Raw genomic sequence first — 14,716 nt, forward strand, 5'->3', positions numbered from 1 at the left:
GCCAGGTCCGCTCCCACACTCACAGCCAGACGGCATTCCAGTAAGGGTAGTCCAGTGCTCTTCTAACCAGCCCGGCTCTGACGGGATTCGCAACGATGTACCGTGCCGCTTCGATCAAAGACGCGCCCGAGCGAACCGCGCTGTCGTGATATCCGCTCTGCCAAATGGATCCCCGCCCTGTCGCGCGCGCGGAACACGCTTTGAATCGCGACATGCATTCGGGCAGCGAAGTGCAGCCCAACTCGAGGAGACCGTGCCAGTGATCCGGCATGAGGACCCACGCAAGCAGTGTCGCGTCGGACCAGGTCGTCGGATCGTGGACGACGCGACTTACGGCGCGCGCAACCTCGGTATCTGCGAATAGGGGAATCCTGTCCCGGGTCGCTGTCGTCAGGAGGTAGGCATGTCCTGGAATCGATGATCGTCCTCGCCGGAGGACGGCTGTACCCGGTCGTATCGGCATCGGGACAGGGTGTCGAATAGGCTTCGCATCGAGTGCAGGCCACTCCCGATGCCGTGATGTGGGCTGCGCCCGGAACATCATGTGGGAGCGACCCCGGCCGCGACGGCTTTTCGCCCCGGTCGTCAGGCTTGCGCGCCAGCTCGCAGGTTCGGCCTCGAGGTCCGTTCCCGCCACCGATCGCCGTTGTGGGAGCGGCCCCGGCCGCGACAGCTTTTCGCCCCGGTCATCGGGCTTGCGCGCCAGCTCGCAGGTTCGGCCTCGAGGTCCGTTCCCGCCACCGATCGCCGTTGTGGGAGCGGCCCCGGCCGCGACAGCTTTTCGCCCCGGTTGTCGCGCTTGCGCGCCAGCTTGCAGGTCCGCTGCTTGCAACTACAGCGCGGCGTGCAGCCAGTTCGCGACGGCTTCGGGATGTTCGAGGTGGAGGTGATGGCCGCCATCCATGTGAGTGACGCGGATGTCGTCGACGCAGTCGATGCGGATCTGCAACGCTTCCGGTTCGAGGTAGGGCGGATGCGGGCGGGCGAGCAGGAGCGACGTGGGCGCCGCGAGGCCGAGCAGCAGCGCCATCACCTGGGTTTCGGCGAGCCGGATCGCGGTAGGACGGGACAGCCGGGGATCGCTGCGCCAGCTGTATCCGCCCTCGACCTCACGGAGCCCTCGCGCGACGATGTGCGTCGCGAGGCTGGCGTCGAGGCCGCTGGCGAGCGCACGGGCGCGGGCCGCGTCTTCGATCGACGCGAACACGCGCAGGGGGCGGTTGCCCTCGGCTTTCGATGCCATCGCCTCGCGGAAGCGGTCGAGGGTGCGCGAGCCGTCGTCGCCGAGCGGGCCGAGGCCTTCGATCAGCGCGAGCGCACGAATGCGTTCGGGTGCGGCGATCGCCACCATCGTCGCGACGCCCGCGCCCAGCGAGTGGCCGAGCAGATGGAAGCGTGGAAGGGCGAGCGCGTCGGCGGCGGCGAGTACCGCGCGCGCATAATCCACGTGCTGGTAGACGGTGCCCTCGGGCAGGTGCGCCGAGTGGCCGTGGCCGGGGAGATCGAGCGCGATCACGTGGAAGCGGTCGGCCAGTCGTGGCGCCAGCAGCGCGAAACTCGCCGCGTTGTCGAGCCAGCCGTGCAACAGGATGAGGGGCGCCGCATCGGGTTCGCCCCAGCTCAGGCCGGCCAGTTCCAGGCCGGGAATCGCGACCTTCAATTCACGCATCGCTGCTCACCGCGCGGGCGCGCTCGCGGGCCGCGGCGAGGCGGACGGCCTCCGCCGCGGCGTCGTAATCCGGGGAGAACTCCGGCCAGCCCTGGCCATGGCGCAGCACGAGCGACGCCAGCGCGCGCACGTGCGACGGCGTCGCGTTGAGGCAGGGGATGTAGCTCAGGGTTTCGCCACCCGCTTCGCGGAAGAAATCGGCGTTCTGCATGGCGATCTCCTCGAGCGTCTCGAGGCAGTCGACCGCGAAGCCCGGACTGATCACGTCGATGCGCTTGAGGCCCTTCGCACCCAGCTGCTTCACGGTCTCGTCGGTGTAGGGATGGAGCCAGCGCTCGCGTCCCACACGAGACTGGAAGCTGATCAGCGCCTCGTCCTCGCCCATGCCCAGCGCCTCGCGCAGCAGTCTCGCCGTGGCGTGACACTGGCAGAAATACGGGTCGCCGGCGCGCAGGTAGCGCTCGGGAATGCCGTGGAAGCTCAGCAGCAGCTTTTCCCCGCGGCCGTTGGCGGCCCAATGCGCCCGGACGCTCGCCGCCAGTGCCTCGATGTACGCCGGCTCGGCGTGGTAATCATTGATCTGGCGCAGTTCGGGTGGCCAGCGCAGGCCCTTGACGGTGTCGGCGACGGCGTCGAAGACGCTCCCCGTCGAGGTGGCGGAGTACTGCGGGTACAGCGGGAGCACGATCAGGCGACGCACGCCCTCGCGCTGGAGCTCGGCGACGCGGCTCGCGACGTCCGGTCGCCCATAGCGCATGGCCAGCGCCACCCGGACGGGCCCCGGCACGACGGCCGAGAGTTCCGCCTGCAGCGCCGCCGCCAGCGCCTCGCTGCCGGTCCGCAGGGGCGAGCCCTCGGGGGTCCAGATGCGGGCGTAGGCATGGGCGGAGCGCTTCGGGCGGATCCGCAGGATCACGCCGTGCAGGATCGCTTTCCAGAGCAGCCGCGGGTATTCGATGACGCGGGGGTCCCCGAGGAACTGCGCCAGGTAGGGCCGGACCGCCGCGGCGGTGGGCGCGTCAGGTGTACCGAGGTTAACCAGGAGGACGCCGACGCGGGGCAGGACGTCATGGGAATGGCCGGCGAGGCCGGTATAGTTCGGGGTACCTGGCATGGGCGTATGGCGCTCGCGGGGATCCTTCCAGTCTGCCACAGGGCGGGCTGCCGGTTCCCGCGCCGATTGCCGCAGCCCGCGCCATCCCGTGCATGAAAGGAGCCCACACGATGACCCCACGCCCGTCCCGACTGCTCGCCCTCGGCCTTCTCGCCTTCGTTCCCGCGATGGCGGCCCAGGCGGCCGATCCGCCGAGAAAGCAGGCGACCGAGGCCGTCCGTGTGCTCAAGGAGATGATGAACGACGCTCCGGACAAGTCGATCCCGTCGGATCTTCTGAAGAACGCCTGCGCCGTCGCGATCATCCCCGGCATGGTCAAGGGTGGCTTCGTCTTCTCCGGCGCCAAGGGTGAGGGCCTCATCGCCCAGAAGCGCGACTGCTCCGGTGAATGGTCGAACCCCAACTTCATCTCCACCGCGGCGGCCGGCGTCGGCTTCCAGGCCGGCATCCAGTCGATCGACGTGATCCTCGTCTTTCGCACCCACAAGGGCGTCGACCAGATCATCGACGGCCAGTTCACCATGGGCGCCAGCGCCTCCGCGGCCGCCGGCCCGGTCGGCCGGTCGGCCATGGCCGCGACCAACGGCAAGATGAACGCGGAGATCTACACCTATTCCCGCGCCAAGGGCCTCTTCGCGGGCATTTCGCTCGACGGATCGCGCATCAGCATCGACGACGACTCCAACGAGGAGATCTACGGCCCCGGCATCACGGCCCGTCGCATTTTCGAGGGCGGTGTCACGAATGTTCCAAGCGAGGTCAACGCGTTCAGGGATACACTGGAGGAGTACACTCAGAAGTAATCCCCGTCCCAGACCGGCGCCCCGGCGGTGCCCCCGAGGTTTCCATGAGCATTACCCATATCGTCCTCCTGCTGCTTGTCGTCGTGCTGATCTTCGGCACGAAGAAGCTGCGCAACATCGGCTCGGACCTGGGCGGTGCCATGCGCGACTTCAAGAAGGGCATGGACGGCGACGACGACACCCGCCAGACCCGCCAGGGCGACGAGAAGCTCCGCGCCGACCCGCCGCCGGCCGCCCAGGTGCCGCCGGCCCACAGCGAAGCCGGCGAGCCGCGCGACCGCACGCCCTGATCCGGCAGCGCCATGATCGACATCAGCATCGGCAAGCTGCTGCTCCTTGCGGTGGTGGCGCTCATCGTCCTCGGACCCGAGCGCCTGCCGCACGCCGCCCGCACCGCGGGCGCGTTGCTGCGGCGTGTGCGTAACGGCTGGGACAGCGTCCGCGCCGAGGTCGAGCGCGAGATCCACGCCGAGGAGATCAAGCGCACCCTGCGCGAGACCGCCGACAACGCCCGCGCCACGCACGACAGCGTCCGCAAGGACTTCCGCGACGCGGGCGAGGGCTTCCGCGATGCCGGCGCCCGGCTGCGCGAGGCCGGCGACAGCATGCGCGACACCATCACGGAAACCCAGGCCGCACGCGTCGAGCCGCGCGACCCCGATCCGGCGGTCGACATGCTGCCATTGAACCGCGACGGCAAGGCGCCGTCGGGAACGGAACCGCATGACCGCACGTGAACCCGATCCGTCCCCGGAGGACGTGGTCGAAGAAGGGCTGTTCTCGCACCTGATGGAGCTCCGCTCCCGGCTGATGCGCGCGATCGTCGTGCTGCTGCTGGTGCTGCTGGCCCTCGTCCCGATCGCCAATTACCTCTACGCCGAGCTGGCGCGCCCGCTCGTCGAGCGCATGCCGCACGGTGCGCACCTCATCGCCACCGAGGTCGCGAGCCCGTTCGTCACGCCGCTGAAGCTGGCCTTCTTCGTCGCGCTGTTCGTCAGCATGCCGATGATCCTCTACCAGCTCTGGGCGTTCGTCAGCCCGGGCCTGTACCGGCATGAGAAACGCCTTGCGCGACCGCTGCTGGTGGCGTCGCTGGTGCTGTTCTATTCCGGTTGCGCGTTCGCGTATTTCATCGTCCTGCCCGCGGCGTTCAAGTTCCTCAACGCCGTGACGCCCGAGGGCGTCGCGATGATGACCGACATCACGCATTACCTCGACTTCGTGATGTTGATGTTCTTCGCGTTCGGCCTCTGCTTCGAGGTGCCGGTCGCCGTGGTGATCCTCGCCGCGATCGGCGTCGTGGATGCCGAGAAGCTCAGCAAGGGACGCGGTTACGCCATCGTCGGCGCGTTCGCGATCGCCGCCTTCATCACGCCGCCCGACCTGCTTTCGATGATCATGCTGGCGGTGCCCATGTGCATCCTTTACGAGCTGGGCCTGCTCGCCGTGAGGTTCCTGCTGAAGCCGGCTCCCGCGGAGTAACGCATGGGGGCCTCGATCGGCTGGTTCGCGGTCAAGGGAAAGCACGGCGACGAGGTGCTCGCCGCGATGGACCTCGTGCGAAACGGCAAGGTCGCCACGCACCCCGGTCGGGGTTATTCGCTCGACCTGCCGAACGGCTGGTTCGTCGTCGTGTCGCGCTTCGCCGCGCCGCTGATCGCCGAGGCGGAGATGCGCCGCCTCTCGCGCGGCTGCACCGTGCTGGTATGCGAATACGACGATCAGGTCATGGTGAGTTCGTCCGCCTGCTACGTGAACGGGCTGCGCAACTGGCGCGCGGAGCACGACGGCCAGCAGGACGATTCACGGCACCTCTCCACCAGTGGCGGCCTGCCGCCCGCGTTCGACGCGATCCACGCGCGCATCGAGGCGATGCAGGACGCTGCGGATGCCGAAGGTGACGACGTCGACCATTACTACTCGCTGCCGGTCGAACTGGCGCAGAGTGTCACGACGTTCCATGCCGACCTGCCGGCCTCCGCCTACGGCGCCGCGGCGTGCGACGGTTGGTCGTTCGCCGATGCCACGCCATCCGCGCCGGTCGATCCGGATCTGCCGCGCAAGGCGCGCCGGGCGGTGGAGAAAGCCACCCGCCCGTGGTGGAAGCTCTGGTAAGACCCCAAGACCCGACCGCTACGGTAGGAGCGGACCTGGCCGCGACAGCTTCTCGCCCCGGCCTCCAGCCTCGCGCGCCAGCTCGCAGGTTCGGCCTCAAGAGCGATCGCGGCCAGGTCCGCTCCAACAATAGCGGTGGCCCTTGTGGGAGCGGACCCGGCCGCAACAGCTTTCCGCCCCGGTCATCAGGCTCGCGCGCCACTTTTCGGCCGCTCGCCCAACGTCACCTGGCCCGATTCAGCGCCAGGCCCTTGAGCACGTTCAGCGCCTGCGAGAGCGCGTAGTCCTCGAGTGCGAGCTTTCCGTCGTCGTCGCTCGTCGTCGCATCGATCGTCGAGGCTTTCTCGTTCGCCAGGTGGTTGCGCAGGTCGGCCTCGGAGCCGATCAGCTGGGGCGCGGCATCCGACTTGTTCACCGAAAGATCGGCCAGCGCGATGTCGGGCTTGATGCCCTCGGCCTGGATCGATGTGCCGTTGGGCGTGTAATAGCGCGCCGTGGTGATCTTCACGGCATGCGTTTCGTCGAGCGGGATCACCGTCTGCACGACGCCCTTGCCGAACGTGCGGCGGCCCATGATCAGCGCGCGATGGTTGTCCTTCAGCGCGCCGGACACGATCTCCGCCGCCGACGCGGTGCCGTTGTCGGCGAGGATCACGATCGGAGCGCCCTTGAGCAGGTCGCCCGGGTGCGCGTCGAAATGCAGGTTGGCGTCGGGCAGCCGGCCCTTCGTGGTCACGATGGTGCCGCTGTCGAGGAACGTGTCCGCGACGCCGACCGCCGTGGTGAGCAGGCCACCGGGATTGGAGCGCAGGTCCAGCACCGCGCCCTTGGGCGCGCCGTTCTTCTTGATGTAGTCGGAGAGCTTGCGGTCCAGGTCGGTCGAGGTGTCTTCCTGGAACTGGCTGAGGCGGATGTAGACGTACCCCGGCTCCAGCGGACGCACCTTCACGCTGGTGACGTTGATGCGCTCGCGCACCAGCGGCATGTCGATCGGCTTGTCCGACTTCTCGTGGAGGATCGTCAGCACGATCTTGCTGCCCGGATCGCCGCGCAGCTTCTTGAACGCGTCGTCGATGTTCTGCCCGTCGACGACCATGCCGTCGACCTTGAGGATCGTGTCGCCCGGCTTGATGCCCGCGCGCGAGGCGGGCGTATCGTCGATCGGCGCGACGATCTTCAGCATGCCGTCGACCTGGAGCACCTCGATGCCGAGCCCGCCGTACTGGCCGGTGGTGTCCTCGTCGAGTTCGTCGAGGCCTTCCTTGTCGAGGTATTCGCTGTGCGGATCGAGGTTCTGCAGCATGCCGCCGATCGCGGCGTTCATGATCTTCTTGTTGTCGAGCTTCTCGACATAGGCCTGCTGCACGATGTGATACACCCGCGTGAAATTGCGGATGTCCTCCAGGCTCACCGTGTCGTCGGCCTGCTGCACCACGGCCGCCGCGGTGGTGGACGACGCGGCGGGCGCGTCGGGCTGCCGCACCGGTTTCGCCTGCTGGGCCTCGCTGGCGGGAATCGCCAGCACGCCGAGGGCGAGCGCGAGGGCGAGGCGAAGGGGGTGCTGGCGCATGCCTGTCTCCGTGATCAATGCCGTTTGCCGAGCCATGCGCGCGCGTCGATGGGCTTGCCGCCCTGGCGCAGCTCGAAGTAAGCGCCGTTGTCGCCGGCGGGCGCCGCGGCGGTGCCGACGGGCTGGCCGGCCTCCACCGTGTCGCCCACGCCGTGCAGCAGCGTCTCGTTGTTGCCGTACATGCTCATGAAGCCGTTGCCGTGATTGACGATGATCATCATGCCGTAGCCGCGCAGGAAGCTGGCGAACACGACGCGGCCGCGCGCGACCGCCTTCACCTCGCTGCCGCGCGGCGCGACGATGATCACGCCGTTGCCGTAAGCGTGCACGGGGCCACTCGCGGGCCAGGGCAGGTTGCCGCGCAGGTTGCCGACCGGCGCGCTCGGCGCGCCCTTCGCGGGCGGCGGCGCCTCGGCCGCCTTCGCGGCCTCGTCGATCACCTTCTGCAGGCGCGCGACGAGCGCGTTCATGTCCTGCTCGTTCTGCTTCAGGGCCGCCATGCGCTGGGCCTGGTCCTTGTACTTCGAGTCGGCTTCGGCGACGAGCTTCTGCTGCGACGCGCGCTGCTTCTCCAGCTCCGCCGCGCGCTGCTCGCGCTCCTTCCGGGTGGCCTCGAGCTTCTGCTGTTCGGCCGTGATGGCGGCTTCGACCTCCTGCAGGCGGGAAAGATCCGCGAGCAGCGCCCGAATCCGCTCGACGCGGTTCTCCTGGAAGTAACGGGAGTACGCCAGCGCGCGGGAAATGCGGTTCACGTCCTCGTCGCCCAGCAGCAGCTGGAGGTCGGAGCCCCGGCCGAGGGTGTACGTGGCACGCAGGAGGTCGCCTAGCGCCCCTTTCTGCGTATCGAGGCCGGCCTGGATGGCGGCCCGCTGGGCGTTGAGCTGTTCCAGGTCGTGCCGGCGATGCTCGAGCTCGGTATCCGTGTCGCGGACCGCCCGGGCCGCCGCCGACACCTGCTCGGCCTGCTTCGCCAGCGCCGCGTTGGCCGCGTCGCGGCTGTTCGCCGTCTCGCGCTGCTCGCGCGTCAGCGCGTCGATGTCCTTGCGGACCCCCTCCAGCTTCTGCCGGGCGTCGTCCTGCTCGGCCCGGGCCTTGCCCTCCTGCGCGGCGCGGGCCGGCGGGACGGGTGCGAGAGCGGCGATGGCGAGGGTCAGGAGGAGGGGCAGGCGGTGGAATGGGCGCATCGTCCGATTATTACCCATCGCGCCCCGACTGTAGGAGCGGACCCGGCCGCGACAGCGTCTCGTCGGGCTCGCACCTCTGTGGGAGCGGACCCGGCCGCGACAGCTGTCGAGGCTGAACCTGCGAGCTGGCGCGCCAGCCCGATGATCGGGGCGAGAAGCTGTCGCGGCCAGGTCCGCTCCTACGCGCCCGCTCGTCGCGACCATACCCGTAAGAATTTCGTTTGGACGTCCAAAAACTTTGACGCAACGCCGCAAATATGTCTAAAGTGAGCCGCATGCCCTCCGCGTGTACGTGAAAGTCGACCGTTCCAGGTCGCGGGGCCACGTGCACGCAATGACCCAGCACCAACCCAATGCCCCAGGAGGCGGACGGTGAAGCAAGGCACTCCGCGCCTCTACGACGAGGCGTTCGAACACGACAGCTGCGGCTTCGGCATCGTGGCGCAGATCGACGGCCACGCCAGCGCGGCGCTGGTCGATACCGCGTTCGCCGCGCTGGCGAAACTTTCCCACCGTGGCGGCGTCAACGCCGATGGCGTCAGCGGCGACGGTTGCGGCGTGCTCGTGCGCCGCCCGGTCGAGTGGCTGCGCGCCCTCGCGGGCGAAGCGGGCATCGCGCTGGCGACGCATTTCGCCAGCGGCGTCGTCTTCCTCGATCCCGCGGGCGACGAGACCGCGGCGCACGTGCTCGAGGACGAACTGGCGAAAGTCGGGCTCCGCGTCGCCGGCTGGCGCGACGTGGCCGTGGACGCGTCGGCCTGCGGACCGCTCGCCGCGGCCTCGATGCCGCGCGTGCGCCAGGTATTCGTCGACGCGCCGAACGAGCTGTCGCCGGCCGCGTTCGAGGCCGCGCTGTTCCGTGCGCGCCGCCGCGCCGAACTCGCGCTGGCCGACGACGAGCATTTCTACGTGGTGTCGCTTTCCGGCGAAGTCGTCGGCTACAAGGCGATGGCCGCGCCCGGCCACCTCCGCGACGTCTATCCGGATCTGAAACATCCCGCGCTCGTGGCGGACGCCGTGGTGTTCCACCAGCGCTTCTCCACGAACACGTCGCCGCAGTGGCGGCTCGCGCAGCCGTTCCGCTTCCTCGCCCACAACGGCGAGATCAACACGATCCGCGCCAACCGTCGCTGGATGCAGGCGCGCACTTCCGTCATGCGGTCGGAACGCGTCGACCTCTCCGACATCGGTCCGCTCGTGCGGCAGAAAGGCTCCGACTCGGAAAGCCTCGACAACGCGCTCGAAGTCCTGCTGATGGGCGGCATGGATCTCCTGACGGCGATGCGCGTGCTCGTGCCGCCGGCGTACGCGGCGCGCGAGGACATCGACGAAGACCTCGCGGCCTTCTACGAGTACTACGCGCTGCACAGCGAGCCGTGGGACGGTCCGGCCGGCCTCGTGATGTGCGACGGCCGCTACGCGGCGTGCACGCTCGACCGCAACGGCCTGCGTCCGGCGCGCTGGGCGCTGTCCGACGACAACCACCTGATCGTGGCGTCCGAAGCGGGCCTCTGGGACGTTCCGTCCTCGCGTATCGTCGCGAAGGGCCGCCTGGCGCCGGGCGAGATGATCGCCGTCGACTTCCGCGAGCACCGCCTGCTGCGCGACGCCGACATCGACGCGATCAACCGGGCCCGCGCGCCGTTCCGCGACTGGCTGCGCGACGGCGTCACCTACCTCGAATCCGACCTGATCGATCCCAGCCTCGCCGCCGAGCCGCTGCCGGCCGACGAGCTCCGCCGTTACCAGAAGCTCTACGGCCTCTCGCGCGAAGAGAGCGAATCCGTGCTCAAGGTGCTGGCGGAGACGGAAGCCGAAGCGACCGGCTCGATGGGCGACGACACGCCGATGGCGGTGCTCTCGCGGCAGATCCGTCCGTTGTTCGACCGCTTCCGCCAGGGCTTCGCCCAGGTGACCAATCCGCCCATCGATCCGCTGCGCGAACGGCTGGTGATGTCGCTCGTGACGCAGATCGGTCAGGAACGCAACATCTTCGATCTCGGCCCCGAGAACGCGAAGCAGATCCTGCTCAACTCGCCGATCCTTTCCCAGCGCAAGCTGCGCCAGATCCTCGCGAACCCGGATTACGCCGATACCCCGCGTTTCGATCTCATGTACGGCGCCGGCGAGACGCTGGAGCAGGCGCTGCGTCGCATCTGCGACGACGTCGAGGCCGCCGTGCGCGGCGGCGTCAGGGTGGTGTTCCTCAGCGATCGTTACCCGCGACGCGACCTGCTGCCGATCCACTCGCTGCTGGCCACGGGCGCGGTGCATGCGCGCCTCGTCGACACGGGCCTGCGCTGCCAGTGCAACATCATGGTGGAGACCGCGACGCCGCGCGATCCGCACCACTTCGCCTGCCTGATCGGTTTCGGCGCCACCGCGATCTATCCGTGGCTGGCGTACCAGAGCCTGTTCGACATGGGCCGCAGCGGGTACATCCGCAACGGCGAAGGCGCCCCGCGCGAGATCGGTCGCAACTACCGTCGCGGCATCCGCAAGGGCCTGCTGAAGATCCTGTCGAAGATGGGCATTTCCACCGTCGCGGGGTATCGCGGCGCGCAGCTGTTCGAGATCGTCGGACTGGCGCCGGAAGTCGTGGCGCTGTGCTTCCCCGGCACGCCGTCGCGCATCGGCGGCTCCACGTTCGACGACCTCGAGCAGGAGCAGCGTCTGCTCGCGGCCGAGGCCTGGGACGAGGCGCAGTCGCTCCGCGCCGGCGGCCTGTTCAAGTATGTGCACGGCGGCGAATTCCACATGTACGGCCCGGACGTGATCGCGAGCCTGCAGGTGGCCGTGCGCACGGGCGATTACGCGGACTACGAGAAGTACGCGCGACATGTCGACACGCGTCCGCCTTCCGCGCTGCGCGACCTGCTCGTGCCGCGCGAGGGGACGCCCGTGCCGCTCGACGAGGTGGAGCCCGTCGAGGCCATCCTGCGGCGCTTCGATTCCGCGGGCATGTCGCTCGGCGCGTTGTCGCCGGAGGCCCACGAGGCGCTCGCGATCGCGATGAATCGCCTCGGCGCGCGCAGCAACTCGGGCGAAGGCGGCGAAGACCCGTCGCGCTACGGCACCGATCGCGCCTCCAAGATCAAGCAGGTGGCGTCGGGCCGCTTCGGCGTGACGCCGGCGTACCTCGTCAACGCCGAAGTGTTGCAGATCAAGATCGCGCAGGGTGCCAAGCCCGGTGAAGGCGGTCAGCTCCCCGGCCACAAGGTCGACGCGACCATCGCGCGCCTGCGTTACGCGAAGCCCGGCATCGGCCTGATCTCGCCGCCGCCGCACCACGACATCTATTCGATCGAAGACCTCGCGCAGCTGATCCACGACCTGAAGGAAGTGAACCCGCAGGCGCTGGTCTCCGTGAAGCTCGTCTCGCACGCGGGCGTCGGCACGGTCGCCGCCGGCGTGGTCAAGGCGGGTGCCGATCTCATCACGGTGTCCGGCCACGACGGCGGTACCGGCGCGAGCCCGCTCACGTCGATCAAATACGCCGGCACGCCGTGGGAACTCGGTCTCGCAGAAACGCAGCAGACGCTGCGCCTGAACGACCTGCGCGGCCGCGTTCGCCTGCAGACCGACGGCGGCCTCAAGACGGGCCTCGACGTCATCAAGGCGGCGATGCTCGGCGCGGAGAGCTTCGGCTTCGGCACCGGTCCGATGGTGGCGCTCGGCTGCAAGTACCTGCGCATCTGTCATCTGAACAACTGCGCGACGGGCGTCGCCACGCAGCATCCCGTGCTGCGTCAGAAGCACTTCCTCGGCTTGCCCGACATGGTGATGAACTACTTCCGCTTCATCGCGGAAGACGTGCGTCGTCACCTCGCGCGCCTCGGCGTGCGGTCGCTGGCCGAACTCATCGGCCAGAGCGAACGCCTGGAGCAGCGCGACGGCGTGACGCCGGTGCAGGAGCGCCTCGACCTCTCGCCGCTGATCGGTGAGGACGGCCTCGGCACGCAGGTGGATTTCGCCTGCACGTTCGCGCGCAATCCGATGCGCGATCCCGCGTCGCTGGCCAACCGTATCGCGGCCGACACGCGCGCGGCGGTCGCCGACGGTCTCGGCGGCACGTTCCATTACCCGATCGTCAACACCGATCGCGCGATCGGGGCGCGGTTGTCCGGCGACGTAGCGCGCCGCTGGGGGGATGCCGGCATGGGCGACAAGCCGGTGAACCTCCACCTCACCGGCGCGGCGGGGCAGAGCCTCGGCGCGTGGAACGCCGCCGGCGTGCACATCGAGCTCATCGGCGAGGCCAACGACGGCGTCGGCAAGGGCATGGCCGGTGGTCGTCTCGTCGTGCGCCCGCCCGCCGACTCGCCGTTCGCCAGCCAGGATGCGTCCATCATCGGCAACACCTGCCTCTATGGCGCGACGGGCGGCGAGTTGTTCGCCGCCGGCCAGGCGGGCGAGCGCTTCGCCGTGCGCAACTCGGGTGCGCTGGCCGTCGTCGAGGGCGCGGGCGATCACTGCTGCGAATACATGACGGGCGGCGTGGTCGCGGTGCTCGGCCGCACCGGCCTGAACTTCGGCGCGGGCATGACGGGTGGTTTCGCCTACGTGCTCGATACCGAGCGTAACTTCGTCGACTGCTACAACCACGAGCTCGTCGACATCGTCCGCATTTCGCACGAAGGCATGGAGCACTACATGCAGCACCTGCGCCAGCTCATCGCGCGCCACGCCGAACTCACAGGCAGCGCCTGGGGCCGTCGCGTCCTCGGCGATTTCCGCGGCCTGCTGCAGCGTTTCTGGCTGGTGAAACCCAAGGCGGCGAGTCTCGACGCGCTGGCCGAAGAACTGCGGAGTGCCGCATGAGCGCGAAGGACTTCCGATTCCTCGACATTCCGCGGCAGACGCCGCGGACGGTGCCCGTCGCGGTGCGCGTGCTCGGCTATGGCGAGATCTCCGGTGACTTCGCGTCGTCGGAAGCCGCCTCGCAGTCCGGCCGCTGCATCGATTGCGGCAATCCGTATTGCGAGCATGCCTGCCCGGTCCACAACTACATTCCGAACTGGCTGAAGCTCGTGCAGGACGGCCGGCTCTTCGAAGCCGCGACGCTGATGCACGAGACCAATCCGCTCCCGGAGATCTGCGGTCGCGTCTGTCCGCAGGATCGCCTGTGCGAAGGCGCGTGCACGCTCGAGCAGGGTGACTTCGGCGCCGTGACCATCGGCAGCGTGGAGCGCTGGGTCACGGACGAGGCGATCCGACAGGGCTGGCGTCCCGATCTCTCGCGCGTTCGCGAGACCGGCGCGCGCGTCGCCATCGTCGGCGCCGGCCCGGCGGGTCTCGCCTGCGCCGACCGCCTGCGTCGCGCGGGCATCGAGGCGCACGTGTTCGATCGCCAGCACGAGATCGGCGGCCTGCTCACCTTCGGCATTCCGCCGTTCAAACTCGACAAATCGGTGGTGCGTACGCGCCGCATGGTGCTGGAAGGCATGGGCGTGCGTTTCCACCTCGGCGTCGAGATCGGGCGCGACATCGAGTTCGACGAGCTCCTCGCGGATTACGACGCGGTGTTCGTCGGCACGGGCGCGTATACCTACGTGGATGGCCAGCTCGAAGGGCGCGACCTCCAGGGCGTGCACGACGCGCTACCGTTCCTTATCGCGAACACGGAACGGCTGCTTCGCGACGAGGCGCCCGCTCCCGAATACGACCTCGCGGGCAAGCACGTCGTCGTGCTGGGCGGCGGCGACACCGGCATGGACTGCAACCGCACCGCGATCCGTCTCGGTGCCGCGTCGGTCACCTGCGTGTATCGCCGCGACGAGCCGAGCATGCCCGGTTCACGTCGCGAAGTCGGCTACAGCCGGGAGGAGGGCGTCCGGTTCCTCTTCCAGCGGCAGCCCGTCGCGTTGGTGGGCGACGGACATCGCGTCACGGCGGTGCGCGTGGTCGAGACGCAGCTCGTCGAAGGCGCTGACGGCCGACCGCGCCCGCAGAATGTCGACGGTAGCGAATCCGAGCTGCGGGCCGACGTCGTGATCCAGGCGTTCGGTTTCCAGCCGAGCCCGCCGGACTGGTGCGACGCCTTCGGCATCGAGCGCGACCGCGGCGGCCGCATCGTCGCTGGCGGCGAAGGCCGCTTGCCGCTGCAGACCAGCAACCCGCGGATCTTCGCCGGCGGAGACAACGTCCGCGGCGCCGACCTCGTGGTCCGCGCGGTCTACGACGGTCGGGAAGCGGCGGCATCCATCGCCCGCATGCTGGCGGCGAAGCGCGCCAAGGCCACGGTCGCTGCCTGAGCGTGCT

General features: G+C 69.1%; 12 protein-coding genes. 7 read left to right on the forward strand and 5 right to left on the reverse strand.

Going from position 1 to position 14,716, the window contains the following annotated elements; all coding sequences use genetic code 11:
• Positions 1–19 precede the first annotated feature (19 nt).
• The 3 genes from BMW54_RS11750 to hemH form a co-directional block, all read right to left on the reverse strand.
• A complete protein-coding gene (locus BMW54_RS11750) occupies positions 20–544 on the reverse strand; it encodes an REP-associated tyrosine transposase (RefSeq protein ID WP_343124116.1) in 525 nt (174 codons plus the stop codon).
• Positions 545–832: 288 nt separating this feature from the next.
• A complete protein-coding gene (locus tag BMW54_RS11755) occupies positions 833–1,669 on the reverse strand; it encodes an alpha/beta fold hydrolase (protein ID WP_090056137.1) in 837 nt (278 codons plus the stop codon).
• Positions 1,662–2,783, reverse strand: a complete 1,122-nt coding sequence (gene hemH, locus BMW54_RS11760; RefSeq protein ID WP_090056139.1) for a ferrochelatase — start codon at positions 2,781–2,783, stop codon at positions 1,662–1,664. Before hemH ends, BMW54_RS11755 begins: the two co-directional genes overlap by 8 nt.
• 110 nt (positions 2,784–2,893) lie before the next feature.
• Between hemH and BMW54_RS11765 the strand changes: the two genes are divergently transcribed.
• The 5 genes from BMW54_RS11765 to BMW54_RS11785 are packed head-to-tail and all read left to right on the forward strand — an operon-like array spanning position 2,894 to position 5,701.
• Positions 2,894–3,586 carry a lipid-binding SYLF domain-containing protein gene (locus tag BMW54_RS11765; RefSeq protein WP_090056142.1) on the forward strand — a complete coding sequence of 231 codons (693 nt, stop codon included), beginning with the start codon at positions 2,894–2,896 and terminating at the stop codon, positions 3,584–3,586.
• Positions 3,587–3,630: 44 nt separating this feature from the next.
• Entirely contained in the window at positions 3,631–3,876 is a 246-nt protein-coding gene (gene tatA, locus BMW54_RS11770) for a twin-arginine translocase TatA/TatE family subunit (protein WP_090056144.1), read from the forward strand.
• A gap of 12 nt (positions 3,877–3,888) precedes the next feature.
• A complete protein-coding gene (gene tatB, locus BMW54_RS19045; protein WP_254779307.1) occupies positions 3,889–4,323 on the forward strand; it encodes a Sec-independent protein translocase protein TatB in 435 nt (144 codons plus the stop codon).
• Positions 4,310–5,068 carry a twin-arginine translocase subunit TatC gene (tatC, locus tag BMW54_RS11780; RefSeq protein ID WP_090056146.1) on the forward strand — a complete coding sequence of 253 codons (759 nt, stop codon included), beginning with the start codon at positions 4,310–4,312 and terminating at the stop codon, positions 5,066–5,068. Before tatB ends, tatC begins: the two co-directional genes overlap by 14 nt.
• Before the next feature lie 3 nt (positions 5,069–5,071).
• Entirely contained in the window at positions 5,072–5,701 is a 630-nt protein-coding gene (locus BMW54_RS11785) for a hypothetical protein (RefSeq protein ID WP_090056148.1), read from the forward strand.
• A 223-nt stretch (positions 5,702–5,924) separates the two neighbouring features.
• On the opposite strand, the gene BMW54_RS11790 is transcribed toward BMW54_RS11785, so the two are convergent.
• Both BMW54_RS11790 and BMW54_RS11795 read right to left on the reverse strand, forming a co-directional pair.
• Complete coding sequence (locus tag BMW54_RS11790) at positions 5,925–7,271, reverse strand: S41 family peptidase (RefSeq protein WP_090056150.1); 1,347 nt, start codon at positions 7,269–7,271, stop codon at positions 5,925–5,927.
• Between the two features lie 14 nt (positions 7,272–7,285).
• Complete coding sequence (locus BMW54_RS11795; protein WP_090056152.1) at positions 7,286–8,455, reverse strand: murein hydrolase activator EnvC family protein; 1,170 nt, start codon at positions 8,453–8,455, stop codon at positions 7,286–7,288.
• Positions 8,456–8,827: 372 nt separating this feature from the next.
• On the opposite strand from BMW54_RS11795, the gene gltB reads away from it, so the two are divergent.
• Both gltB and BMW54_RS11805 read left to right on the forward strand, forming a co-directional pair.
• Positions 8,828–13,276, forward strand: a complete 4,449-nt coding sequence (gltB, locus tag BMW54_RS11800) for a glutamate synthase large subunit (RefSeq protein ID WP_090056155.1) — start codon at positions 8,828–8,830, stop codon at positions 13,274–13,276.
• Positions 13,273–14,709: an FAD-dependent oxidoreductase gene (locus tag BMW54_RS11805; RefSeq protein WP_090056157.1), complete on the forward strand. Its 1,437-nt coding sequence runs from the start codon at positions 13,273–13,275 to the stop codon at positions 14,707–14,709. Before gltB ends, BMW54_RS11805 begins: the two co-directional genes overlap by 4 nt.
• Positions 14,710–14,716: the final 7 nt, after the last annotated feature.

Source organism: Luteibacter sp. 329MFSha (assembly GCF_900111665.1).
Classification (GTDB): domain Bacteria; phylum Pseudomonadota; class Gammaproteobacteria; order Xanthomonadales; family Rhodanobacteraceae; genus Luteibacter.

What these genes read in the sequence shown, in the direction of transcription:
- BMW54_RS11750 (WP_343124116.1), bottom strand. Translation starts at nt 544, where the DNA reads ATGATGTTCCGGGCGCAGCCCACATCACGGCATCGGGAGTGGCCTGCA.
- BMW54_RS11755 (WP_090056137.1), bottom strand. Translation starts at nt 1,669, where the DNA reads ATGCGTGAATTGAAGGTCGCGATTCCCGGCCTGGAACTGGCCGGCCTG.
- hemH (WP_090056139.1), bottom strand. Translation starts at nt 2,783, where the DNA reads ATGCCAGGTACCCCGAACTATACCGGCCTCGCCGGCCATTCCCATGAC.
- BMW54_RS11765 (WP_090056142.1), top strand. Translation starts at nt 2,894, where the DNA reads ATGACCCCACGCCCGTCCCGACTGCTCGCCCTCGGCCTTCTCGCCTTC.
- tatA (WP_090056144.1), top strand. Translation starts at nt 3,631, where the DNA reads ATGAGCATTACCCATATCGTCCTCCTGCTGCTTGTCGTCGTGCTGATC.
- tatB (WP_254779307.1), top strand. Translation starts at nt 3,889, where the DNA reads ATGATCGACATCAGCATCGGCAAGCTGCTGCTCCTTGCGGTGGTGGCG.
- tatC (WP_090056146.1), top strand. Translation starts at nt 4,310, where the DNA reads ATGACCGCACGTGAACCCGATCCGTCCCCGGAGGACGTGGTCGAAGAA.
- BMW54_RS11785 (WP_090056148.1), top strand. Translation starts at nt 5,072, where the DNA reads ATGGGGGCCTCGATCGGCTGGTTCGCGGTCAAGGGAAAGCACGGCGAC.
- BMW54_RS11790 (WP_090056150.1), bottom strand. Translation starts at nt 7,271, where the DNA reads ATGCGCCAGCACCCCCTTCGCCTCGCCCTCGCGCTCGCCCTCGGCGTG.
- BMW54_RS11795 (WP_090056152.1), bottom strand. Translation starts at nt 8,455, where the DNA reads ATGCGCCCATTCCACCGCCTGCCCCTCCTCCTGACCCTCGCCATCGCC.
- BMW54_RS11805 (WP_090056157.1), top strand. Translation starts at nt 13,273, where the DNA reads ATGAGCGCGAAGGACTTCCGATTCCTCGACATTCCGCGGCAGACGCCG.